Below are 21,731 nucleotides of genomic sequence, written 5' to 3'. Positions count from 1 at the left end.
TATACAACAATAATTTAAAACTTTCAATAAGTGATATTATTTATTTTATAAGATAGTTTATTTTACCTTTTAACACTTAGTATTATTTATTACTCATTCCTGCTTCACTATTTATTATTTATTTTAATATAATAATTTATACTTTTTTATATAAAAAATAGCTACTAACATAATATGCTAGTAGCTATAAATTTAATTTTTAATTAGTTTTTGAAGCTATTTTAGGTAAAATTAAACCTAAACCTAATAATGCAAATGGAGTAAGTACATTAAGTACTATTTGGAACCACCATTGACTTGAATAAGTTTCAACTCCATTTGGGAACATCCCCATAATACATGCAAAAGCAGTAAATACAAAACACCAAACACCTATTATTAAAGCAAATTTATCATTCTTAACAAATTTATAATCTGCTTTAAATTTACCAGCAGCCTTCTTAAGCATTATAAATGCTAAGAATACCCATAAATATCTAAGTGGCATTACTACTGAATTTAATTTTAATAACCAATCAAATAATGCATTCATATCTCTTATTCCAAGAGCTGGAATCATAATTAATATACCTACTAATACAGCTGTCATATAGTATCCATTTATTGGAGCACCATATTTATTTGTCTTAGTTAAAGCCTTTGGTATATATCTTGAATCAGCATCTGAAAGTAAAACCTTTAACGGTGCATCTATTGAGAAAACTAATGCTGAAATTTGAGCTAGCATATTAGCTAAAGCATAAATTATTAATAATAATTTCCCAACACCATAATATTCTCCAAGTTTTTGGAATGCATAATATTGACCATTCATCATAAGATCTTTTGGAATATTATTTGAATCAAACATCATTCCCATTGCTATAGATCCTAAAATTGCTGATACTGTAACCATAACAGCTAATATAATCATTCCTCTTGGGAATTCCTTACTTGAATTTTTCATATTATTTACATATGGTGATATCTTTTCACATCCACCAACTGCAAATACTAACATTGATAAGGTAGTGAAATACGCAAAATTAAACTCTGGCATAATTGTCTTAAATGTAATATTAGTTGTTGCAGGCTCTATACCTCTTATTGCTGGAGCTGCTACCATTAATAAAATATATAATATTGACATTATGAAAGTTGATGTTCCTGCAATAGTTCCTATTCTCTTCAATGATGTAACACCTCTAGATGCTATCCATAAAAATACTAAGAATACTACTAAAGTTATCCCTTGCGCTACTAATGAATCCATACTCTTTATTAAAGAACCATCTTGTTTTATTGTCCATCCTAAAGCTATTAAAACTGATTGTGGCTTTTGAGCTAAGTAAGGGATATGTACTACCCAGTAAGTCCACCCTGCTAAATAAGCTAATGTAGGACTCATTGTTTCTCTAATCCATGTACTTACTCCACCCTTTGCATCTTTAAATGTTGAACCTAATTCTCCAACCATTAATGCATACGGTACAAAATATAAAGCTATTATTAATACCCATGATACAACTACTGTTAATCCTTGATTTGCATAATTATTAACTACATTACCAAATCCCCAAACAGATACAAATGCCATTAAGGCAAGATTATACCATCTAATGTTTTTAGAGTTGTCTGTCATTTCTACTCCTCCTAAAATTTTAACTTTCTAAAAATTTATAATATATTTATAATATAATAATATATACTCTCTTATTCTACCAGCCTATTTAGAGTTCGACAATCACAAAAAATATTCTGATTTTTCTTTTATTATTATATTAAAGTTATATATATAAATTATTTATTAAATATAATCTATAAAAATACATTTTGTGCTATATTAATATATTATCCTAAAAAAACTTATTATATTATTAGCTAATAATCCCACTTAACTTTTAAATTAATACTACTACCTTCTAATTAAAAAGCATGTTTTAGATTTCTTTTAAAGAAAAGTTAATCTTAAACATGCTTATATTTAATATTAAATTATAAATTTAAGTATAAAGATTATACCCACTATTACAGTTGTCATACTTATTTCTTTTCTTCTTCCTGTAAATAGCTTAATTATAATATAAGATATCACTCCAAAAACAATACCATCTGATATACTATATGCTAAAGGCATCATTATTATTGTTAAGAAAGCTGGTATAGCTTCAGTCCAATCTTTTAAATCTATTTCAAGTATTGGCTCTAACATAAATAATCCAACTAACACTAAAGCTGAGCATGTTACAGCCGGAGTTATAACTCCGAATAAAGGTGCAAAGAATAATGCAAAAGCAAACATTATAGCTGTAGATACAGCTGTTAATCCTGTTCTACCACCTTCAGCAACCCCTGAAGCACTTTCAACAAATGTACTTACTGTACTAGTTCCAAGACACGCTCCTAATGTAGTACCAATAGCATCTGCAAATAAAGCTTTTTTGATATTTGGTACTTTACCATTTTCATCTAACATCTTTGCTTTAGTTGCAACTCCAACTAAAGTTCCTATATTATCAAACATGTCCATAAATAATAATGTAAATAATACAACTACCATATCTAATGAGAATATATTATGCCACTCAAACTTCATAAAAACAGGGCTTAATGAAGGTGGTGTACTTAATATATTGGTTGGAATTGGTGTTATTCCCATAGGAACTCCTATTATAGCTGTAATTATCATTCCTAAGAATAAAGCACCCTTAACATTTCTAGCTATTAAAATTGCTGTAATTACTATACCTATAATAGCAAGTAATGCACTTCCCTTAGTTATATCTCCAAGAGCTACTAAAGTTCCTTCTCCTTTAATTACAACTCCTGCTCCTTCTAATCCTATTAAAGCAATAAATAAACCTATTCCAACTGAAATAGCTTTTTTAATATTGCTTGGTATAGAATCAACTACTGCCTCACGAACATTAAATACTGTTAATATTATAAATATTAATCCTTCTAAAAATACTGCTGTTAAAGCAAACTCAAAAGAATATCCCATGCCTAATACTACTGTAAAGGCAAAAAAAGCATTTAATCCCATTCCTGGTGCTTGAGCAAAAGGAAGTTTTGCATATAATCCCATTATTAACGTTGAGATAACTGCTGATACTGCTGTAGCTGTAAATACTGCTCCACTATCCATTCCAGCTGCTGCTAATATTGATGGGTTAACTATTAATATATAAGCCATAGTCATGAAAGTAGTTATACCTGCTATCATTTCCGTTTTTACATTAGTGTTATTTTTACCTAAGTGAAAATAATTATCTAAATAACTATTAATTTTCGTGTTTTTCATAAAACTTTCCTTCTTTCGTATATTTTTATAAATCCCTGAACTATAATACAACATTTTTCGTCAATTGCCAAGTAAATATACAAATATTTTTATGTATTTTTTAAATAAATTTCGCAATATTATTGTTATTTGCATATTTTATTAAATTTATAAATAAAAATATACGTATGAAAACAAAAAAGTTGTGAAATAACAAAGGATTTCTCCTTCATTATTTTCACAACTTTTAACACAACTCTATCATCAATAACACAAGTTTAATAACTGTGATATGACTTTATTGTTGTTGAATATCAAAGCTTATTACTTGCTCATTGCTTCTTCTATAGCAACTGAAACTGCAACTGTAGCTCCAACCATTGGGTTGTTACCCATTCCGATAAGACCCATCATTTCAACGTGAGCTGGAACTGATGATGATCCTGCGAATTGTGCATCTGAGTGCATTCTTCCCATAGTATCAGTCATACCGTATGAAGCAGGACCTGCTGCCATGTTATCTGGGTGAAGAGTTCTTCCAGTACCACCACCTGATGCAACTGAGAAGTACTTCTTACCTTGTTCTACACATTCCTTCTTGTATGTTCCAGCAACTGGATGTTGGAATCTTGTAGGGTTAGTTGAGTTACCAGTGATTGATACGTCAACTCCTTCGTGATGCATTATAGCAACACCTTCTCTAACGTCGTCTGAACCGTAGCACTTAACTGCAGCTCTTGGTCCGTTTGAGTATGCTTTTTCTTTAACTATTTCTAATTTACCAGTCATGTAATCAAACTTAGTTTGAACATAAGTAAATCCGTTAATTCTTGAAATTATATAAGCAGCATCTTTTCCAAGACCGTTTAATATAACTCTTAAAGGTTCTTTTCTTACCTTGTTAGCTTTTTCAGCTATCTTTATAGCACCTTCAGCAGCAGCGAAGCTTTCGTGTCCTGCTAAGAATGCGAAACATTTAGTTTCTTCTCTTAAAAGCATAGCTCCTAAGTTTCCGTGGCCTAAACCAACTTTTCTATCATCAGCAACTGATCCTGGGATACAGAATGCTTGTAATCCTTCTCCTAGAGCTTCAGCAGCATCAGCAGCCTTTACGCAGCCCTTCTTTATAGCTATAGCAGCACCTAAAGTGTAAGCCCACATAGCGTTTTCGAATGCGATTGGTTGAGTTGACTTAACGATATCATAAACGTTGATTCCCTTTTCATCACATACAGCCTTAGCATCTTCTATTTTTTCCATTCCGTATTTTTGTAATACTGGAGTGATTTGGTTAATTCTTCTTTCATAACTTTCAAATAATGCCATGTTTCTATTCCTCCTTACAATATTATTTGTGTCTTGGATCTATAACTGTAACAGCGTCATCAAATCTTCCGTATTGTCCTGTAGCTTTAGCTAAAGCTTCATTAGCATCCATTCCCTTAGCAACCATTTCCATCATCTTGCCTAAGTGAACGAATTTGTAACCTATGATTTCTCCATCAGCATCTAAAGCTGTTTCAGTTACATAACCTTCTGCCATTTCTAAGTATCTTGGTCCCTTAGCAACTGTTCCGTACATAGTACCAACTTGAGATCTTAATCCTTTTCCTAAATCTTCAAGTCCAGCTCCTATTGGTAATCCACCTTCTGAGAAAGCAGTTTGAGTTCTTCCATAAACTATTTGTAAGAATAATTCTCTCATAGCTGTGTTTATAGCATCACAAACTAAGTCTGTGTTTAATGCTTCTAATATAGTCTTTCCTGGTAATATTTCTGAAGCCATAGCAGCTGAATGAGTCATTCCTGAACATCCAATTGTTTCAACTAACGCCTCTTCTATTATTCCATCTTTAACGTTTAAAGTTAATTTACAAGCTCCTTGTTGTGGTGCACACCAACCCACACCATGAGTTAATCCTGAAATATCTTTAACTTCTTTAGATTGTACCCATCTTCCTTCTACAGGAATCGGTGCTGGACCATGATTAGGTCCCTTAGCAACAACACACATTTCTTCAACTTCTCTTGAATACATCATATCATTGATTCCTCCCTAATTATTAAATAGTCGTAGTCTTCTTCTACTAACTATGTGTTTAATATGTAGACTACACATAACTGGGTCAAAATTAAACCCACTGGGTTAAATTTATCCTCTTCTAATAATATCAGAACTTGTCCATACTAACAAGATTTTATTGTAAAATTTTTATCTTTTTAGGAATAAAAAATTAAAACTTGAAATTTTTATTCTTTTATGATATTATTTTCTAATGAAGAGACCTTGTCGGCATGGCGGAACTGGCAGACGCACATGACTCAAAATCATGCGGTTTTACCGTGAGGGTTCGATTCCCTCTGCCGGCACCAATTAAATTATAAAAATATCACAATTTTTAATAAAAAGTTGTGATATTTTTTATTTTATGTATATATTTATTATTATTATGATAATAATAGTATTAAGGATATATAAAATTCCTAATTAATATGAAATTTCAAAAAACAAAGAGGACTATTTTATTTTAAATAGTCCTCTTTGTTTTTTTTATTTACAGATGATTTTTCTATTACATTATGAACCCATTTATAGCTTTTAAATCTAAATATAGATACTATAAACTTCGCTATTTCTTCCGCTGTTACCATTAAAATTACTAAATATATAGGAAATCCTAATAGTACTGCCCCTATAAATGCCATAGGAACTCCAATAAACCACATAGTCAATACTTCTGCTTTTAGAGCAAAGCTAGCATCTCCACCACCTCTAAATACTCCTACTATAAGAACTAAATTAACTACTCTTATAGGGTAACATACACTATATATTCTTAATATTAATATTGAATATTCTTTAACTATATATGATACATTAAATTTCCTATCATTACTAGAGAAGAACTTGCCATACTAAAACATACTACAAAGAAAAGGTTTTGAATATTATTTGTTATTTGCACTGCTGCCATAGACTCTGTACCAAGCTTTCCATATGCTATTGAATAGAAAAAAGTACCAAATCCCCAGCAAGCTTCATTAAGAACTACTAGAATTACTGATTTATAAATTGAAAAAGCAAAATCTTTTTTAAACATAAAATACTCTTTAAATTCTCCATGCAATACTTTATGTTTATGCCCTTTAATGGCTAGAAGAGTACATTCTACAAATCTTGCTATTACTGTTGCAATAGCAGCTCCTTGTACTCCCATCTCTGGTACTCCAAACTTACCAAATATAAAAATATAGTTTAATACTATATTTATACAAACTGCAACTGCACTTATAATCATAGGTGTCTTAGAATCTTCCATACATCTTAATGCTGTTGCTATAGTAAATGTAATTGCTGTTACAATATAACTTATACTTACAATAGCTAAATATGAAGATGCTTCTTTTATAACTTGTAGATCTTTTGTAAAAATACCTACTGCTGCAACTTGTTCATCTCCAATAGAACCAATCATTAATGTATCAGCCATATTTAATGATGAAGTTAAAATATTTTGCAATATAATAGGTAATGCTAATATAATTAAAGTTTTAAAAAACTGCTTATTTTTAAAAAAATCCTTTATTTTTTCCATAATGCCCCCTTCTATATGAAATATTATTCAAAAATTCGGACATACTTTAATTAGATATAAATTTTATATCTATAATTTTATAAATCTAGGAGGGACTTTAATGAAAAAATTTGTTTGTACTGTTTGTGGATATATTCATGAAGGAGATACACCACCTGAAATATGTCCTGTTTGTAAAGTTGGGGCTGATAAATTCATTGAAATGTCAGATGATTTAGCTTGGGCTGATGAACATAGAATTGGAATCGCCGAAGGTATCGATGCTGAAATAATAGAAGGGTTAAGAGCAAACTTCATAGGTGAATGTACTGAAGTTGGAATGTATCTAGCAATGTCTCGTCAAGCTGATAGGGAAGGATTCCCTGAAGTTGGTGAAGCTTATAAAAGAATAGCTTTTGAAGAAGCTGATCATGCTGCAAGATTTGCTGAAATGTTAGGTGAAGTTGTTGCTCCAGATACTAAAGCAAACCTTAAGGCTAGAGTGGAAGCTGAATATGGTGCTTGTGATGGTAAGAAAAAACTTGCTACTTTAGCAAAACAAAATAATTTAGACGCAATTCACGATAGTGTTCATGAAATGTGTAAAGACGAAGCTAGACATGGAAGAGCCTTCAAAGGTCTTCTTGAAAGATATTTCCACTAAAATTAAAACTTTTATTTGAAGGAGTGAGTTCTATGCAAAAAATTAATTGTGATGTAAATAATTGTTCATATAATAAATCAGGTATATGTTTTTCTGATCGTGTTGATATAGGTGGTAAAACAGCTTGCCATAAACATGATACTTGTTGTGGCTCTTTCTTAGATGAAAAACATTATAGTAATTTAACAAATGTTACTAAAGAAGAAGGACCTTGTAATTGTATCGTTTGTCAAGTTGAAAGTTGCACCCATAATAACAATAAATTATGTAATTTAAATTCAATTGACGTATCTGGAAACGAAGCAAAAATTTATACTGAAACTAATTGTGAAAGTTTTTCTAATAAATAAATAAAAAATTAACACCTAGCAATAGGTGTTAATTTTATTAAAGGGGATAATTATTGATCAATGATGAAAATCTCTTTCTGCATCACTATCATGGTTTTATAATACACCCCTTATGTGTCAATCCTGTTACAGAAAGTATACAAAATTATTAATAATATCTTAATTCATTATAGACTTCTTAGATATATTAAAAGAGTTTTTCCATAACAATATATCTATTATTAAAAGAATTGCTATATAAATATATATTCCAATAGGTATTAATGTTGCTAAAAAATGTACTCCAGCAATAATGCCCATTAAAAACATTGTTAATATAAACGATGAAATATCGCCTCCATTTTCTCCTGGTTTAAAATCTAACGAGAAAGGTATAGCCTTATCCCCTATTGCAAAACATACTATTGACATAAATATACTTGCTAAAATCACTGCTATTAAATGCTTTATAACTCCAAAGGAATATAAGCAAGTAAATATTATACATAATATAAGTATACTAGGAAGTATCAGTTTAACATATATCGCCTTTATAGATCCTTTAAATATAGATGATATATTTTTTATAGGTACTATTTCATAAATCCACGCACCTCTATATTTTTCTGAATACTTAATCATCATTATAATAGTTGGAATAATCATAAGAGCTAAATATATCGTTAAAAAAGTCTTACTTTCTGGAAGACGTGCTATCCATGCCGAAAAACTTTCATTATGTGATTTATCAATTATCATAAATAGAAAAGGATATACTAATCCCATAGCTACATTGGGATAAACCTTAAGCTTGTATTCTCTTTCTGAAGATATTAAATTATTTGTAAAGTTATAAAAAATTCTTTCTTCTTTATCTTTGCAAATTATTTTTCCTATTGTTTTGTATAAACTAAACTTCTCTTTATTAATTTTATAATTATTATTATTTAACTTTTGTAGATACTCTTCAAAAGCAGGTGTTAATTTAGAATAAATACATATAGTTATTATAGGTATTATTAGGGAAAGTATAGTCATAATAATAAGTGAACTATCACTTCTTTTTTCTACAATCATTTCTAATGGAGCTGCAAACCACATTGGTGCTATAAAATAATGCCATAATTTAGGATTATAAATAACTTCAACATCTACAAATGAAAACATTCTAGGAAGCACTTGAGACATCAATACCATAGATATACTAAGTACTATTTGAACAAAGTTTATAATATCCTTAAGTTTTTCTCCATCAAAAAATTTAAGCACTAAAAAATATGCTAATGCCGTTATCATAATCATTAATAAATCTATTAATATTAAATTTATTAAAAATACTAAGAAAAATAGTATTCCATATCTTAAGGATACTATTAATCCGAATCCCCCCATAGCTAAAGTTAAAGTTACTAAATAAACAATAATATGAGTAATCTTAGCTGCATTTATAGTTTTTGAACTTACTCCTTTAGTTGATATTATATTACTATCTCTTACATCTAAAAGTATGGATGCATAGTCAGATATAAATATAGTCAATACAAAAAACATAAACATAAAAAAGTAAACACACATTTGATACATAATATTCATTTTAACTACTATAAAAAGCATCATTATAAATCCCATAATTACATACATTATCATAGCTTTATTAGCATTTTCTGAAGTAGTATTTTTTTTATAATTTCCATTAAAAACTGTAGACGTTTTTCTTCTATCCATAGTGAGTTTAGTTTTTAATATAAGTTTCATAACATCATAATCTACACCTAAATTTGTATACATCCCTTTTAATCTGTCTAGTATCTTGAAAACTTTAAATTCCTTCATATACTACACCTCTTTAACTATAGATATAAATTTTTCAGCTAACTCTTTATGGTCATTAAATCCAGTTAATTGATTAAATATTCCTTCAAGAGATCCTTCCTTACAATTATCTTGTAATTCATTAAATGCTCCATCAGCTACAATATTTCCATCATTTATAAGGATTATTCTATCACTTATTTTTTCAACAACTTCCATTATATGAGACGAGTAAAATATAGTTTTCCCTTGTCTTGCAAGCTCTGCTAATATCTCTTTAATAATCATTACACTATTGGCATCTAAACCACTAAGTGGCTCATCTAAAAATAATATATCTGGATTATGAAGCAAACTTGATATAATTATTAACTTTTGTTTCATTCCTTTTGAATAAGAAGATATTCTCTTATAATATACCTCCCTTATTCCCATAATAGTCATAAGTTTTTTAGCTTTTTCATCTGCTTTCTCATAATCTAAGCCATAAAGTTCACCTATAAAAGTTAAGTATTCTTTTCCCGTCAGACTATCATATATCTCTGGAACTTCAGGAACATAACCTATTCTTTTTTTATAATTTCCATCATCCTTAGTTATATCTTGTCCAAATACTTTAACTTCACCTGTAAATCCTTTAACTAATCCTAATATTATTTTTACTGTTGTACTTTTTCCTGCTCCATTTGGACCTATGTATCCAATTATATTTCCTTTTTCTATATCTAGATTGATACCCTTTAATACATCTTTTTACTACCATAGCTCATTTTTAAATCTTTAATTTCTATTACTTTATTATTTAAATTACACATAAAAACTCCCCCTTGAATACATTTTATGTTAATCAAGGAGGGTTGTAAACAATTTGTTAATTTTTTATTTTTGGTATTTTTTAAGTTTCTTCTCTAAATTATAAACTCTTACATTGGATTTTAACTTTGCAATAAACATATCTTCATTAACAGGTTTTGTTATAAAGTCATTTGCACCAGTATTTAATAGATTAGCAAGTGTCTTTTGATTATCTAATCCTGTAACCGCTATTATAGATGAATCTATATTATTTCTTCTTATTCTTCTTATAATGTCTTTTCCAAATTCATTTTTTAATATGATATCTACTAAATATATATCATACTTTTCTTCACTATTTAAAAGATCACTTCCTGATTGATAATAATCGACATTTTTTATTCCATGATCCTCTAGCATTTTCTTTTCTATTATTCTTTCAAGCTTATTGTCTTCTAATACTGCTATCTTAACTTCTTTTAAACATCTCATATATTCATCTTCTCTAAAGATTGTATCTAGATGTTTTTTATTTCCACTTGTAAATCTTTCTTTAAAATATATTCGCTAATCCCTAAATTAATAATATTTCTGCTACTCTCATCTACATCATTGCTAGTAACAACAAATATAGGTATGTTGTATTCAGAATTCACATCTTTAACGAAATCTTCAAGTTTACCACCCTTTGCATAAAAAGATGTTATTATTAAATCTATTTTATCATTCTCTAATATACGGCTAGCCTCATTAAAGCTTTCTGTTGAAATATACTGATATCCCTTCCCTAATACTTCACTTTTAACTATTTTTAAGAAAAATTCACTTTGTTCTATATGCAATACTGTGTACATATTAATTCTCCTCATCTCTTAATGTTTTATAATTCTATTTTCGAAATAAGAAGTTAACTCTTTATAAAGATTATAAAGTATTTTAATCCTTATAGTACTTTATTGCATTATTTAAAAAATCTATAGTTTTAATTGGAGCTTTCCCTATTGACGTTTCCCCTGCAAGTAAAAAACCTCCTACACCTTTTTTAATAAATGTATAGATACTTTCTACTTCTGGTAGACTTGCTCTACTACCAAGCTTCATACTATTTAATAAATTAGTAGCAACAATTATATTTTTATTATTTTTAACTATATACTCTATAGCTTTATCTTCCAATTCAACCGCTTTTAATATTCCTGACTCTGGCACTAAATCTCCTCTTCCTATTACTACATTGTCTGTAACAGTTAATATATCTTTAAGATTTTTAATTCCCTCTGGTGTTTCAACCTTAGCCCAAATTTCTGGTTTTTTATAATCTACAAATTCATTGTCAATATATGCTTTTAAAAATTCAATATCTTCTTTAGTTTCAACATAGGATTGACAAATAATATCTATGTTTTTCTCCATACTCCATTTAATGTCTTTTTTATCTTTATCACTTAAAAAAGTCTCGTTTCTTTTTAAATTAGGTACATTACACCCTTTTCCACTTCTAACTATTCCACCTCTTATAACTTTTGCCTTAATTATCCCTTGTTTTTTCTCTAGTATTTCAAAATTCATAGTATTATCTTTCATTGATATATTATTTATACTTTCCTCAAGTAATATTTGAGCTTTAATAGTTAGTGGAATTAATTTCATATCCTTTAATTGTTCTATATTTATATTTTTATAAAAGTCTTCTCCACAAAAATACACTATCTCTCCATTATATATTTTATAAATATCCTTAAGTTCAGATGATACTCTTATTTTCTCCCCACATAAATCAGTCATTATATGTATATCGCTTTTTATTTCTCTTGAATATCTAACTACCTCTAAAAATTCCTCTTCATTAAAATGAGAACAATTTAGCCTTAATATGTCTACTCCTTTACTTATAAACTCTTTTAGGATCCATTTTTCTGATGATTTTGGTCCTACAGTTGCTATAATATGCATAGTTTCCTCTCCTAAAATTACTAATCATTTATTATTACTACAATCAACTTTAAATTATTACAAAGACTTACAAAATAAAAACTCTAACAAGAAAACTCCTGTCAGAGCTATTGAAGCTTTACTAATATTTCTATAAGTTTATCTAGATAATCACTCTCTATGATACCTTTATCTGACATAGGTATTTTAATATATATTGCCGGTGACTTAGTGTTTTTTACCAAGTACAAATTACTTTGACCAGTACAGTTCAATTCTTTATTTAATCCTGAAAATAATTTTTTATCTCATTACAACAGGTTTCTGATAAAATATTTTCATCATAAAATACTTCATAAATAGGTAGCTTATCTACAAATTCAATTCCCATATAAAAATCTATATTGGTTAAATTCGCTAGCAAAGCCTTCCTAAAAACTATTTGTCCTCTATTCCCACTTGCTTCATTTGATAAATCTACTACCCAATGTCCTTTTTCTTTCATTTTCTCTACAATAGTAATTAACATTTTCCTATTATTAATATCAATCCCAAACTTCACGATATCCTCCAAGGAAAATTATTTATAATTATATAGTATTCATTAAAAAGGAAAATGTTCTAAATTTTATTGTTTTAGAATAAGTTTATAAAGAAATTGATATAATTGGAGGATTATAGTGAAACGTTACTTTAAATTAATTATTATTTTATTATTTATTTGTATTTTACCTGGATGTAGCTTAGCTGGTCCTGAATACATAAATGCTAAAAATAAACCTACACCTTATTTTTATACAGAAGAAATATATACAAAGTTAGTAAATAAAGAATCCTACACTCTTAAAATTTTTGATTTAAATGTTTATAAATATTATGATGTAAATCCAGAAGAACATAGTATCCTTTTAGAGTTTATAGAGTCTTTAAAAGAATCTAGTTATGATACAACTTTAGAAGAAAATATTAAACCTAGATATAAATTAATAATAGAATTTGAAAATGCAAAATATGTTATAAATGCCTTTAATGATAAACAAATTTCTGTGTATCCTTGGGATGGAATTTATAAAGAAGATATTATAACTATGGAGGATGTCCCCGCATATTATAACCTTTATAAATTCTGTGAATATATAGAAAAAATATCAAGAGGCTTTGAAGGCTAATAAAAAAAGCGGATATCAAATATCCGTTTTTTTAATTATTTTCTTTTAATTCCTCTAATAATCTAAAAACTCTTTTATTTAAAATAGGGTGTAACATATTTGGAGCTATTTCATTTAATGGTTTTAATACAAACTCCCTCTCTTCCATTCTTGGATGTGGAATAATAATTTCTTCATCACTTGAAATTAAATTATCATAGAATATTACATCTAAATCTATAATTCTAGGTCCCCATCTTAATACTCTTTCTCTTTTCATATCTGATTCTATTTTTAAAAGTTCTTTTATTAATTCTTTTGGTGAAAGGGTAGTATATACTTCTATTGCTCCATTTATAAAAACATCTTGCTCTTCATAACCCCAAGGTTCTGTTTCTATTAAAGTTGATATTTTATTAACTTTAATATATTTACTATTATTTACTTTTTCTATAGCTTCCTTTATATTTTCTTCTTTATGTCCTATATTGCTTCCTAAAGATATATATGCCTTATGCCATCCTCTAGTTATTTCTATAGCTGCATAATCTAAATGTCTTCCTATTGGAGCCCAAGGTTTTTTTAGTATAACCTTAACTTCTTTTACTAACTCATAATTAAATAATATAAACTCTGCTATTTTTTCTGCTGCTGTTTCTATTAAATCATAGCTTTCTTTTTGAAATTCTTTTTCTATTTCATGACATAGTTCACCATAATGAACAGACTTGTTTAAATCTCCAGTTATTGCCGCATCTCTTGTATTTAATTTAAGCTCTAAACTTATTATAAACTTTTGCCCTAAATTTTTTTCTTCTTGGAACACACCATGATTAGCAAATATCTCTATATTCTCTAAATATAATTTACCCATAAATTATCACCTTCTTACTTTGCATTTAATATTTTATTTGTCATTACTGCTACCCTTTTATTCTCCTTAATGTCATGAACTCTAACAAAATGACAACCTTTCATTATTCCCATTACTGTTGTTGAAAGTGTCCCTTCAACTCTATCATCTGCTGGAAGATCTAAAGTTAAGCCTATCATTGACTTTCTAGATGTTGCAAGTAGAACAGGGTATCCCATATTAACTATCATTTCTAAATTGTTCATTACAATTAAATTTTCTTCATAGGTTTTAGCAAACCCAATGCCTGGATCTAATATTATATTTTCCTTTTTGACTCCAGCTGTTGTTGCAATAGCTATACTCTCTTCTAAATCCTTAAGTACTTCTTCCATTAAATTAATGTATTTTTTAGGTTCTCTATTATGCATCAAAATACATGGAACATTATATTTAGCTGCCACTTTAGCCATATTTTCATCTTTCTTAAAGCCCCAAATATCATTTATAATATCTGCCCCTGCTTTTATTGCTTCTTCTGCTGTTTTACTTTTATAGGTATCTATTGAAATTGGTATATCAAAAAATTCCTTTATAGCTTTTATTATTGGAACAACTCTTTCTATTTCTTCCGTTTCTGTTACATAATCTGATCCTGGTCTAGTTGATTCTCCACCAATATCTATTATGTCAACACCTTCTTCTATCATTTCCTTTACTCTTCTTACAGCTGCATCTATCTCGTTGAATTTTCCTCCATCTGAAAATGAATCTGGAGTTACATTTAATATCCCCATAATAAATGTTCTATCACCTATATTAAAATTTTTACTTCCTATATTCATATATTACACCCCTTTAATACTTGATAAGCTTATTTTTCTTATTTTCATCCCAATAGCAATTAGAAATTGCTTTACATGAAAAACAATTTCTTGATAACTTATCACATTCGTATATTATCTTTTCAAGTTCACTTTCACTATCTTTTCTATGATTTATTATACATTTTAAAATAAGCTCTATTTCATCATTAGAGAAATTATTTTTTTCTAAAAGCTCTTTTGCAATTATTGCACTTCCTTCATGATGGGGTATATTACTTTCATACTGTAATACTCTACCTATATCATGTAAAAATGCAATAGTATATATTATTTCTTTATCATATAAAAGTCCTCTTTCTAAAACTTTTATATAAGCTATTCTTGCTAAATCTGTAAAATGATTAAAGTCATGTTTACAAAACTCCCTATCTTTTTCATAGCCTTCTAATTTTTTAATATATCCCTTATATTCCTTGCTATTTAAAATTTTATTTAATCTCTCCAAAGTGTCCCCCCTATTTTATTAAAGCAAGAACTTCTCGTCTTAACTCATAATCTTCTTTAAATCTACCTCTATAAGTTGTAGTTACAGTTCTAGTTCCTGGCTTTTTAACTCCTCTCATAGTCATACACATATGTTCTGCTTCTATAACTACCATGGCACCTTCTGCACCTAAATATTCCATTATAGCATCTGCAACCTCTGCTGTTAATTTTTCTTGAAGTTGTGGTTTCTTTGCATAAATTTCTACACATCTAGCTAATTTAGATAACCCTGCAACTCTGTCCTTTGGTATATATGCTATATGTGCTTTACCATAAAAAGGTACTAAATGATGCTCACACATAGAAAAGAAAGTTATATCTTTTTCTATAACTAAATCATTACTTTCTACCTTAAATGTTTTTGATAATATTTCTTCTGCTGTTTGTCCAATGCCCGAGAAAATTTCCTCATACATTCTTGCTATTCTATCAGGAGTTTCTATTAACCCTTCTCTATTTACATCTTCTCCAATAGCTTCTAATATTAATTTTACTCCAGCTTTCACCTTATCTTTATCTATCATTATTCCCCTCCTAGCATTTCTACGTCTTTAGTATATTTTCTTCTTATATAATCTGTAATACTATGTTTATTAAATATTTTTTCCTCTATACTAATAACTCTCATTATACCTAATAAACTATTAGTTATAAATACCTCGTCTGAATTTAATAATTCCTCTATTGTAAATTCTTTCTCTATACAATTTGTATTTTTTAAAATATATTTCCTTATAGTTCCATTAAGTAATCCACACTCTATCTTTGGAGTATATATATTATTCTCTTTTACTATAAATATATTAGATGTACTTCCTTCAGTAATAAAAGCATCTTCATTTATAAAGATAACTTCATTATATCCCTCTTTTTTAGCTTTTTTATTTTCTAATAAATTATCCATATAATTTATTGATTTAATATAAGTTAAAGGAGATGTCGAGTTTCTAATAACTTTTGATAGTTTCAATTTAAATCCTTTTTTATAATCTTCATCCGAATAGGGTATTTCCTTATCTATTAAAATTAGATTTTTTGGAGTTACTAGAACTTTTAAAGCTTTATTTTTTAAATTCAATTTATCTATTTCTATTTTTAATATAGATTTATCAACCTTTTCTCCTATTTCTAATACCTCTATCCCTTGATTTAACCTTTCTATATGTTCATCAAAAAATATTGGCTTTTCTTTAACTAGAATAGTTTCAAATACTCCTCTTCCAAAAAAAACTCCTTCATCTAAACTTAATTTTTCATGTTTATGTAAAATTTCCCTCATTATAATACCCTCATAAGTGCTTTTGCTTTATCTAAAGTTTCATTATACTCATCTTCTTCTATGGAGTCATAAGTTATTCCGCCACCAACTCCAAAATACGCTTTATTGTCTTTTTTTAAGATGGTTCTTATTACTATATTGAAGTCAGAATTCCCTCTTAAATCAAAATAACCAATAGACCCTGTATATAAATTTCTCTTAAGTCCTTCTAATTCTTCTATTATTTCCATAGCTCTTATTTTAGGTGTCCCAGTTATAGATCCTCCAGGGAAACATTCCTTAATACACTTTACAGCTGAAATATCATCCTTAAGTTCCCCTTCTACCGTTGAAACTAAGTGAAATACAGTTGCATACTTTTCAAGTTTAAATAGTTCTGTAACTTTTACTGAATGATTTTTACATACTTTACTTAAATCATTTCTTTCTAAATCAACTACCATTAAAAGCTCTGCTTTATCCTTTTCACTATTTAATAATTCCTGACTATTTTTATAATCCTCTTTTTTATTTTCCCCTCTTGGTCTAGTTCCCTTTATAGGTCTTGTATGTACTTTATTATCTTTAATTTGAATAAACCTCTCTGGTGATGAACTAATTATTTGAAAATCTTCATAATTAACAAAAGCAGAAAAAGGTGCTTTGTTTATAGTCCTTAATTTCTTATAAACATTAAATGCATCCTCTTTACATTCACAACAAAATCTTTGAGTCATATTAGCTATATATACATCACCACTAATTATATAATCCTTAAGGGTTTTTACTGCTTTTTTATAATCCTCTTTAGTAAAATTAGATTGGAAATTGTTATTTTTACAAACTACTTTCTCTTCCTCTATTTTTACTCCAGCTTTTATTCTATCTTCTATTTTCTTTAAAGATTTTTCACTACTCTCTTTAAGTCCTAAAGATGTTATATATTTCTTATTATTTATTAAATCAAAAATTACCAAATTGTCATAAAATGAAAATCTCATATCTGGAATATTAAAATCTTCTTTAGAAGTATTGGGTAACTCTTCTAAAATTCTAGCTGTATCATAAGATATATATCCTATACAACCTGATAAAAATGGAATATCTTTATATTCTTTAAAACTTATCTTATATTTATTAAGTAAGCCTTCTAAAACACAAAAAGGGTTCCCCTGGATTTCTTTATTATCTATAAATACTTTATCCCCTTTAGATTCAAACCTCAAAAATTCATTTAATCCTATAAATGAAAACTTTGATAACATTTTATCTTCTTTAGATGAATCTAATAATATTGTACCTTTTTCAGATTCAAACACATTATAAATTTCTAAAGAATTTAATTCTGTTACTATTTCTTTTATTTTAAAATTCAACTAAAAAGTTCCTCCTTTAAATTCCTTTGTTATCTTTAAGAAGTTATTTAAGATTCCATGTCCTTCTTCTGTCATTTCTGCCTCTGGATGAAACTGAACTCCATAAATAGGATACTCTCTATGTTTAACTCCCATAATTATCCCATCTTCTGTTTCACAAGTTACTTCTAATTCTAAAGGTAAAGTATTCTTATCTATTATTAAAGAATGATACCTTGTAACTCTAAGTGGATTTTTAATATCCTTAAAAAGCTCTTTATTATTATGTTTTACCATACTCATTTTTCCATGAACAGGTTCTTTTCCTTTTATTATGTAACCTTTAAAATAATGCCCTATACATTGATGACCTAAGCATATCCCTAATATGGGTAACTTCCCTTTAAATTTATCTAAAATTTCTAAACTTATTCCTGCATCTTTTGGAGATTTAGGACCTGGAGATATTATAATTCCATTTATATTTAACTTTTCTATTTCTTCAATAGTTATTTTATCATTTCTATATATTAAAATTTCTTCTCCTAATTCCTCTATGTATCTTACAAGGTTAAATACAAAGGAGTCGTAGTTATCAATCATTAGTAACATTACATAGCCTCCACTTATAATAATTTTAAATAATCTAATATTATGTTAAAATAAATTATATCACAACATATTAAAGTTTAAAATTTAAAGTTTATATATAAAATTTACTAAATAAATATAATGTTGAAGGGAGATTTTCTAATGATAAAATATGACTTGCATACCCATTCAACATCTTCAGATGGAAGATATTCACCTACTGATGTTGTTAGAATGGCCAAAGATAACGGAGTTGAATATTTGGCACTAACTGACCATGATACTCTCTCTGGTATTGAAGAAGCAGCTTTAGAAGCTAAAAAACTTAATATTAATTTTATTCCTGGAATAGAATTATCTACCGAATTTAATAACGAATCTATTCATGTACTTGGATTTTTTAAAAATGATGATTATAAAAATCCTGAGCTTCAAATTTTTTTAGAATCTTTAAAAGAAAAGAGAATAAAAAGAGCCTATGAAATAGTTGAACGATTAAAGAAATATAATCATATAGAAATAGACATAAATAAAGTTTTAGAAGGTGGAAAAGATACTATAGCTAGGCCTCATATTGCAAAAGCAATAATAGAAGCAGGCTACCCTTATGACCATGAATATATATTTAAAAATATTATTGGAGATAACTGTCCAGCTTATGTACCTTCAGCTAAAATTACTACAGAAGAAGGAATTCAACTTTTAAAAAAATTTAATTCTTTAGTTTTTTTAGCTCATCCTGTCCTTGTAAAACACACTCCTGTAGAAGAACTTTTAGAGCTGGGGTTTGATGGTTTAGAAGCTATCTATTTTAGAAATAAATCTAAAAATACTAAACACTTTTTAAAACTTGCAGAAAACTTAAATTTATTAGTTTCTTGTGGTTCTGATTGTCATGGTATACCAAATGATTCTAGCCATGGAACTGTTGGCGATATTCCTTTACCTGAAAATATTAATGTTAATAAATACTTAAAATGGTTAATATAAAAAATGAGGATAAACTCCTCATTTTTTATATTAACCTATTTATTTTCTTCAGACTTATTCTCTTCTATAACTTTTTCTGGTTCTATTTTAACTATATCATCCTTATACCATTTGTTATCAGTTGTTGGGTTATTTAAAACTCCTAATGCAGCTAAAATTGATAAAATTGTTGCTGTTACTGTTTGATATTCTGGTGCTATAACCTTATATCCAAATGCACTTAATATTAATGGTATTAAAGATAAAATTGATACCCAAAGACCATAGTTTTTAAATCTAGACCAATCGAATTTTTTCATAATAAAAAAATCCCTCCTCTTTTCTGATCCCTTATACAATTATATTATTCTAATTGCATAGTATCTGTGAAAAGTAAGGAGGGGTATTTATTTTATTTTGCTTCTAAAAAAGCCTTATATCCATTTTTAGTTTCATATATATCTACTTTACTTGATACTTCCCAAGGTGCATGCATATTTTGTAATGCAACACCACAGTCTATAACTTCCATGTTATATTGAGCTAATATATAAGCTATAGTACCTCCACCGCCTTGATCTACTTTACCAAGTTCAGCTGTTTGGAAAGATACATTATTATTATCCATAACTTTTCTAAGCCAAGCCATAAATTCTGCATTAGCATCATTACATCCACTTTTACCTCTAGCTCCAGTATATTTACTAAATACTAGTCCTCTTCCAAAATAAGATGAATTTTTCTTTTCTAAAACTGAAGGATAGTTTGGATCATATGCAGCAGTTACATCTGCTGAAAGCATTTTTGAGTTTGCAAGAGCTCTTCTAAGTTTAAGTTCTGAATATTCTCCTGTTCTATCCATAATTTCAGCTACAACATTTTCAAAGAATTTTGAATGCATACCAGTAGCTCCATTACTTCCAACTTCTTCTTTATCTACTAATAATACTACTGATGTATAATCTGCTTCTTCAACTTCCAATAAAGCCATTAATGAAGTATATGCACATATTCTATCATCTTGACCATATGCCATAACCATACTTCTATCTAAGCCAAACTCTCTAGCTCTACCTGCTGGTACAACTTCCAATTCAGCTGATAAAAAGTCTTCTTCTTCAAAATCATATTTTTCTTTAATAAGTTTTAAAATATTTGCTTTAACAGCATCCTTATTTTCACCTTCTAATGGCATATTTCCAACTAATATATTTAAATCTTCCCCTTCAATTACGTTAGAACCTTTCTTTTGTAATTGATCTCCTGCAAGGTGTATAAGAAGATCTGAAACTCCTATTACTGGATCTTTATCATCTTCCCCTATTACAATATCAATCTTTGATCCATCTTTTTTCACTACAACACCATGTATAGCTAATGGAAGTGTAACCCATTGATACTTTTTAACCCCACCATAATAGTGAGTATCTAACATAGCAAGTTCACTATCTTCATATAAAGGATTTTGTTTTAGGTCTAATCTTGGAGAATCTACATGTGAACCTAATATTCTCATTCCTTTTTCTATTGGTTCTTTACCTATAAGAAATATTGCTAATGATTTATCTTTATTATTCATAAAGACTTTATCTCCAGCCTTTAATGCTTCTCCCTTTGCTATGACTTCTTCTAAATCTCTATAGCCCATAGCTTCAACCATATCTATAGCAGTAAGAACACATTCTCTTTCTGTTTTACAAACAGACATATAATCTATATATCCTGTACAGAATTCAAAAATTTGCTTTTTTTCCTCACTATTATATTTTAGCCAAGCATTTTTACTTTTTAATTTTTCACTCACTGTTAACTCCT

The 21,731-nt window shown here is 28.2% G+C and carries 22 protein-coding genes, 1 tRNA gene and 2 pseudogenes; 5 read left to right on the top strand and 20 right to left on the bottom strand.

Annotation, left to right across the window (positions count from 1 at the left end; all coding sequences use genetic code 11):
• Positions 1 to 199: 199 nt before the first annotated feature.
• The 4 genes from BTM21_RS03535 to BTM21_RS03520 all read right to left on the bottom strand — a co-directional run bounded on the left by BTM21_RS03535 (position 200) and on the right by BTM21_RS03520 (position 5,303).
• The gene (locus BTM21_RS03535) at positions 200 to 1,621 is read right to left on the bottom strand and encodes an amino acid permease (RefSeq protein WP_021876099.1); all 1,422 of its coding nucleotides are present in this window, start codon (positions 1,619 to 1,621) and stop codon (positions 200 to 202) included.
• A gap of 348 nt (positions 1,622 to 1,969) precedes the next feature.
• On the bottom strand, positions 1,970 to 3,283 hold the full coding sequence (locus BTM21_RS03530) for an NCS2 family permease (RefSeq protein WP_079481484.1): 1,314 nt from the start codon (positions 3,281 to 3,283) through the stop codon (positions 1,970 to 1,972).
• A 303-nt stretch (positions 3,284 to 3,586) separates the two neighbouring features.
• Positions 3,587 to 4,588 carry a GGGtGRT protein gene (locus tag BTM21_RS03525; RefSeq protein WP_021876101.1) on the bottom strand — a complete coding sequence of 334 codons (1,002 nt, stop codon included), beginning with the start codon at positions 4,586 to 4,588 and terminating at the stop codon, positions 3,587 to 3,589.
• A gap of 22 nt (positions 4,589 to 4,610) precedes the next feature.
• Entirely contained in the window at positions 4,611 to 5,303 is a 693-nt protein-coding gene (locus tag BTM21_RS03520; RefSeq protein ID WP_021876102.1) for an iron-sulfur cluster assembly scaffold protein, read from the bottom strand.
• 248 nt (positions 5,304 to 5,551) lie between these two features.
• Here BTM21_RS03520 and BTM21_RS03515 point away from each other — a divergent pair.
• Positions 5,552 to 5,635, top strand: a tRNA-Leu gene (locus tag BTM21_RS03515).
• A gap of 150 nt (positions 5,636 to 5,785) precedes the next feature.
• On the opposite strand, the gene BTM21_RS03510 is transcribed toward BTM21_RS03515, so the two are convergent.
• Both BTM21_RS03510 and BTM21_RS03505 read right to left on the bottom strand, forming a co-directional pair.
• On the bottom strand, positions 5,786 to 5,989 hold the full coding sequence (locus BTM21_RS03510; RefSeq protein ID WP_021876103.1) for a Na+ driven multidrug efflux pump: 204 nt from the start codon (positions 5,987 to 5,989) through the stop codon (positions 5,786 to 5,788).
• Positions 5,990 to 6,126: 137 nt separating this feature from the next.
• Entirely contained in the window at positions 6,127 to 6,858 is a 732-nt protein-coding gene (locus BTM21_RS03505) for an MATE family efflux transporter (RefSeq protein WP_021876104.1), read from the bottom strand.
• 100 nt (positions 6,859 to 6,958) lie between these two features.
• Between BTM21_RS03505 and BTM21_RS03500 the strand changes: the two genes are divergently transcribed.
• Both BTM21_RS03500 and BTM21_RS03495 read left to right on the top strand, forming a co-directional pair.
• Positions 6,959 to 7,501: an NADH peroxidase gene (locus BTM21_RS03500; protein ID WP_021876105.1), complete on the top strand. Its 543-nt coding sequence runs from the start codon at positions 6,959 to 6,961 to the stop codon at positions 7,499 to 7,501.
• 32 nt (positions 7,502 to 7,533) lie between these two features.
• On the top strand, positions 7,534 to 7,851 hold the full coding sequence (locus tag BTM21_RS03495) for a DUF1540 domain-containing protein (protein WP_021876106.1): 318 nt from the start codon (positions 7,534 to 7,536) through the stop codon (positions 7,849 to 7,851).
• Positions 7,852 to 8,010: 159 nt separating this feature from the next.
• On the opposite strand, the gene BTM21_RS03490 is transcribed toward BTM21_RS03495, so the two are convergent.
• The 5 genes and pseudogenes from BTM21_RS03490 to BTM21_RS03470 form a co-directional block, all read right to left on the bottom strand.
• A complete protein-coding gene (locus BTM21_RS03490; RefSeq protein ID WP_021876107.1) occupies positions 8,011 to 9,663 on the bottom strand; it encodes a hypothetical protein in 1,653 nt (550 codons plus the stop codon).
• Between the two features lie 3 nt (positions 9,664 to 9,666).
• Positions 9,667 to 10,457: pseudogene (locus BTM21_RS03485) on the bottom strand (ABC transporter ATP-binding protein).
• Positions 10,458 to 10,521: 64 nt separating this feature from the next.
• Positions 10,522 to 11,291: pseudogene (locus BTM21_RS03480) on the bottom strand (response regulator).
• An 82-nt stretch (positions 11,292 to 11,373) separates the two neighbouring features.
• On the bottom strand, positions 11,374 to 12,390 hold the full coding sequence (locus tag BTM21_RS03475) for a pyruvate kinase (protein ID WP_021876111.1): 1,017 nt from the start codon (positions 12,388 to 12,390) through the stop codon (positions 11,374 to 11,376).
• 262 nt (positions 12,391 to 12,652) lie between these two features.
• Positions 12,653 to 12,931, bottom strand: coding sequence for a hypothetical protein (locus BTM21_RS03470; RefSeq protein ID WP_096145340.1), 279 nt, complete (start codon positions 12,929 to 12,931; stop codon positions 12,653 to 12,655).
• Positions 12,932 to 13,049: 118 nt separating this feature from the next.
• On the opposite strand from BTM21_RS03470, the gene BTM21_RS03465 reads away from it, so the two are divergent.
• Positions 13,050 to 13,538: a DUF4883 family protein gene (locus tag BTM21_RS03465; RefSeq protein WP_021876113.1), complete on the top strand. Its 489-nt coding sequence runs from the start codon at positions 13,050 to 13,052 to the stop codon at positions 13,536 to 13,538.
• Between the two features lie 31 nt (positions 13,539 to 13,569).
• On the opposite strand, the gene folK is transcribed toward BTM21_RS03465, so the two are convergent.
• The 7 genes from folK to BTM21_RS03430 are packed head-to-tail and all read right to left on the bottom strand — an operon-like array spanning position 13,570 to position 18,968.
• Positions 13,570 to 14,391, bottom strand: coding sequence for a 2-amino-4-hydroxy-6-hydroxymethyldihydropteridine diphosphokinase (folK, locus tag BTM21_RS03460; RefSeq protein ID WP_021876114.1), 822 nt, complete (start codon positions 14,389 to 14,391; stop codon positions 13,570 to 13,572).
• A gap of 14 nt (positions 14,392 to 14,405) precedes the next feature.
• On the bottom strand, positions 14,406 to 15,215 hold the full coding sequence (gene folP / locus BTM21_RS03455) for a dihydropteroate synthase (protein WP_021876115.1): 810 nt from the start codon (positions 15,213 to 15,215) through the stop codon (positions 14,406 to 14,408).
• A 13-nt stretch (positions 15,216 to 15,228) separates the two neighbouring features.
• Positions 15,229 to 15,702 carry an HD domain-containing protein gene (locus BTM21_RS03450; protein WP_021876116.1) on the bottom strand — a complete coding sequence of 158 codons (474 nt, stop codon included), beginning with the start codon at positions 15,700 to 15,702 and terminating at the stop codon, positions 15,229 to 15,231.
• Between the two features lie 10 nt (positions 15,703 to 15,712).
• Entirely contained in the window at positions 15,713 to 16,267 is a 555-nt protein-coding gene (gene folE / locus BTM21_RS03445) for a GTP cyclohydrolase I FolE (RefSeq protein ID WP_021876117.1), read from the bottom strand.
• On the bottom strand, positions 16,267 to 17,022 hold the full coding sequence (locus BTM21_RS03440) for an aminotransferase class IV (protein WP_021876118.1): 756 nt from the start codon (positions 17,020 to 17,022) through the stop codon (positions 16,267 to 16,269). The genes folE and BTM21_RS03440 overlap by 1 nt, the downstream gene beginning before the upstream one ends.
• Positions 17,022 to 18,377, bottom strand: coding sequence for an aminodeoxychorismate synthase component I (gene pabB / locus BTM21_RS03435; RefSeq protein ID WP_021876119.1), 1,356 nt, complete (start codon positions 18,375 to 18,377; stop codon positions 17,022 to 17,024). Before pabB ends, BTM21_RS03440 begins: the two co-directional genes overlap by 1 nt.
• Positions 18,378 to 18,968 carry an anthranilate synthase component II gene (locus BTM21_RS03430; RefSeq protein WP_096145339.1) on the bottom strand — a complete coding sequence of 197 codons (591 nt, stop codon included), beginning with the start codon at positions 18,966 to 18,968 and terminating at the stop codon, positions 18,378 to 18,380. It abuts the gene before it with no gap.
• Positions 18,969 to 19,109: 141 nt separating this feature from the next.
• On the opposite strand from BTM21_RS03430, the gene BTM21_RS03425 reads away from it, so the two are divergent.
• Positions 19,110 to 19,937 (top strand): PHP domain-containing protein, encoded by an 828-nt coding sequence (locus BTM21_RS03425; RefSeq protein WP_079481486.1) that lies wholly within the window; start codon positions 19,110 to 19,112, stop codon positions 19,935 to 19,937.
• A gap of 35 nt (positions 19,938 to 19,972) precedes the next feature.
• Here BTM21_RS03425 and BTM21_RS03420 read toward each other — a convergent pair whose 3' ends face one another.
• Both BTM21_RS03420 and BTM21_RS03415 read right to left on the bottom strand, forming a co-directional pair.
• Positions 19,973 to 20,236, bottom strand: coding sequence for a phage holin (locus BTM21_RS03420; RefSeq protein WP_021876122.1), 264 nt, complete (start codon positions 20,234 to 20,236; stop codon positions 19,973 to 19,975).
• A 92-nt stretch (positions 20,237 to 20,328) separates the two neighbouring features.
• Positions 20,329 to 21,720, bottom strand: a complete 1,392-nt coding sequence (locus BTM21_RS03415) for an aminopeptidase (protein WP_021876123.1) — start codon at positions 21,718 to 21,720, stop codon at positions 20,329 to 20,331.
• Positions 21,721 to 21,731: the final 11 nt, after the last annotated feature.

It is taken from the genome of Clostridium chauvoei (genome assembly GCF_002327185.1).
Taxonomy (GTDB): Bacteria; Bacillota; Clostridia; order Clostridiales; family Clostridiaceae; genus Clostridium; species Clostridium chauvoei.
This window is presented reverse-complemented; position numbering and strand designations above follow the sequence as displayed.

Bases quoted from the DNA above. Each gene is read 5' to 3' on its own strand.
- BTM21_RS03505 (WP_021876104.1), bottom strand. From the start codon at position 6,858: ATGGAAAAAATAAAGGATTTTTTTAAAAATAAGCAGTTTTTTAAAACT.
- folP (WP_021876115.1), bottom strand. From the start codon at position 15,215: ATGAATATAGGAAGTAAAAATTTTAATATAGGTGATAGAACATTTATT.
- BTM21_RS03510 (WP_021876103.1), bottom strand. From the start codon at position 5,989: ATGTGGTTTATTGGAGTTCCTATGGCATTTATAGGGGCAGTACTATTA.
- folK (WP_021876114.1), bottom strand. From the start codon at position 14,391: ATGGGTAAATTATATTTAGAGAATATAGAGATATTTGCTAATCATGGT.
- BTM21_RS03425 (WP_079481486.1), top strand. From the start codon at position 19,110: ATGATAAAATATGACTTGCATACCCATTCAACATCTTCAGATGGAAGA.
- BTM21_RS03520 (WP_021876102.1), bottom strand. From the start codon at position 5,303: ATGATGTATTCAAGAGAAGTTGAAGAAATGTGTGTTGTTGCTAAGGGA.
- BTM21_RS03430 (WP_096145339.1), bottom strand. From the start codon at position 18,968: ATGTTACTAATGATTGATAACTACGACTCCTTTGTATTTAACCTTGTA.
- BTM21_RS03530 (WP_079481484.1), bottom strand. From the start codon at position 3,283: ATGAAAAACACGAAAATTAATAGTTATTTAGATAATTATTTTCACTTA.
- folE (WP_021876117.1), bottom strand. From the start codon at position 16,267: ATGATAGATAAAGATAAGGTGAAAGCTGGAGTAAAATTAATATTAGAA.
- BTM21_RS03440 (WP_021876118.1), bottom strand. From the start codon at position 17,022: ATGAGGGAAATTTTACATAAACATGAAAAATTAAGTTTAGATGAAGGA.
- BTM21_RS03420 (WP_021876122.1), bottom strand. From the start codon at position 20,236: ATGAAAAAATTCGATTGGTCTAGATTTAAAAACTATGGTCTTTGGGTA.
- BTM21_RS03500 (WP_021876105.1), top strand. From the start codon at position 6,959: ATGAAAAAATTTGTTTGTACTGTTTGTGGATATATTCATGAAGGAGAT.
- BTM21_RS03490 (WP_021876107.1), bottom strand. From the start codon at position 9,663: ATGAAGGAATTTAAAGTTTTCAAGATACTAGACAGATTAAAAGGGATG.
- BTM21_RS03495 (WP_021876106.1), top strand. From the start codon at position 7,534: ATGCAAAAAATTAATTGTGATGTAAATAATTGTTCATATAATAAATCA.
- BTM21_RS03525 (WP_021876101.1), bottom strand. From the start codon at position 4,588: ATGGCATTATTTGAAAGTTATGAAAGAAGAATTAACCAAATCACTCCA.
- BTM21_RS03475 (WP_021876111.1), bottom strand. From the start codon at position 12,390: ATGCATATTATAGCAACTGTAGGACCAAAATCATCAGAAAAATGGATC.
- BTM21_RS03535 (WP_021876099.1), bottom strand. From the start codon at position 1,621: ATGACAGACAACTCTAAAAACATTAGATGGTATAATCTTGCCTTAATG.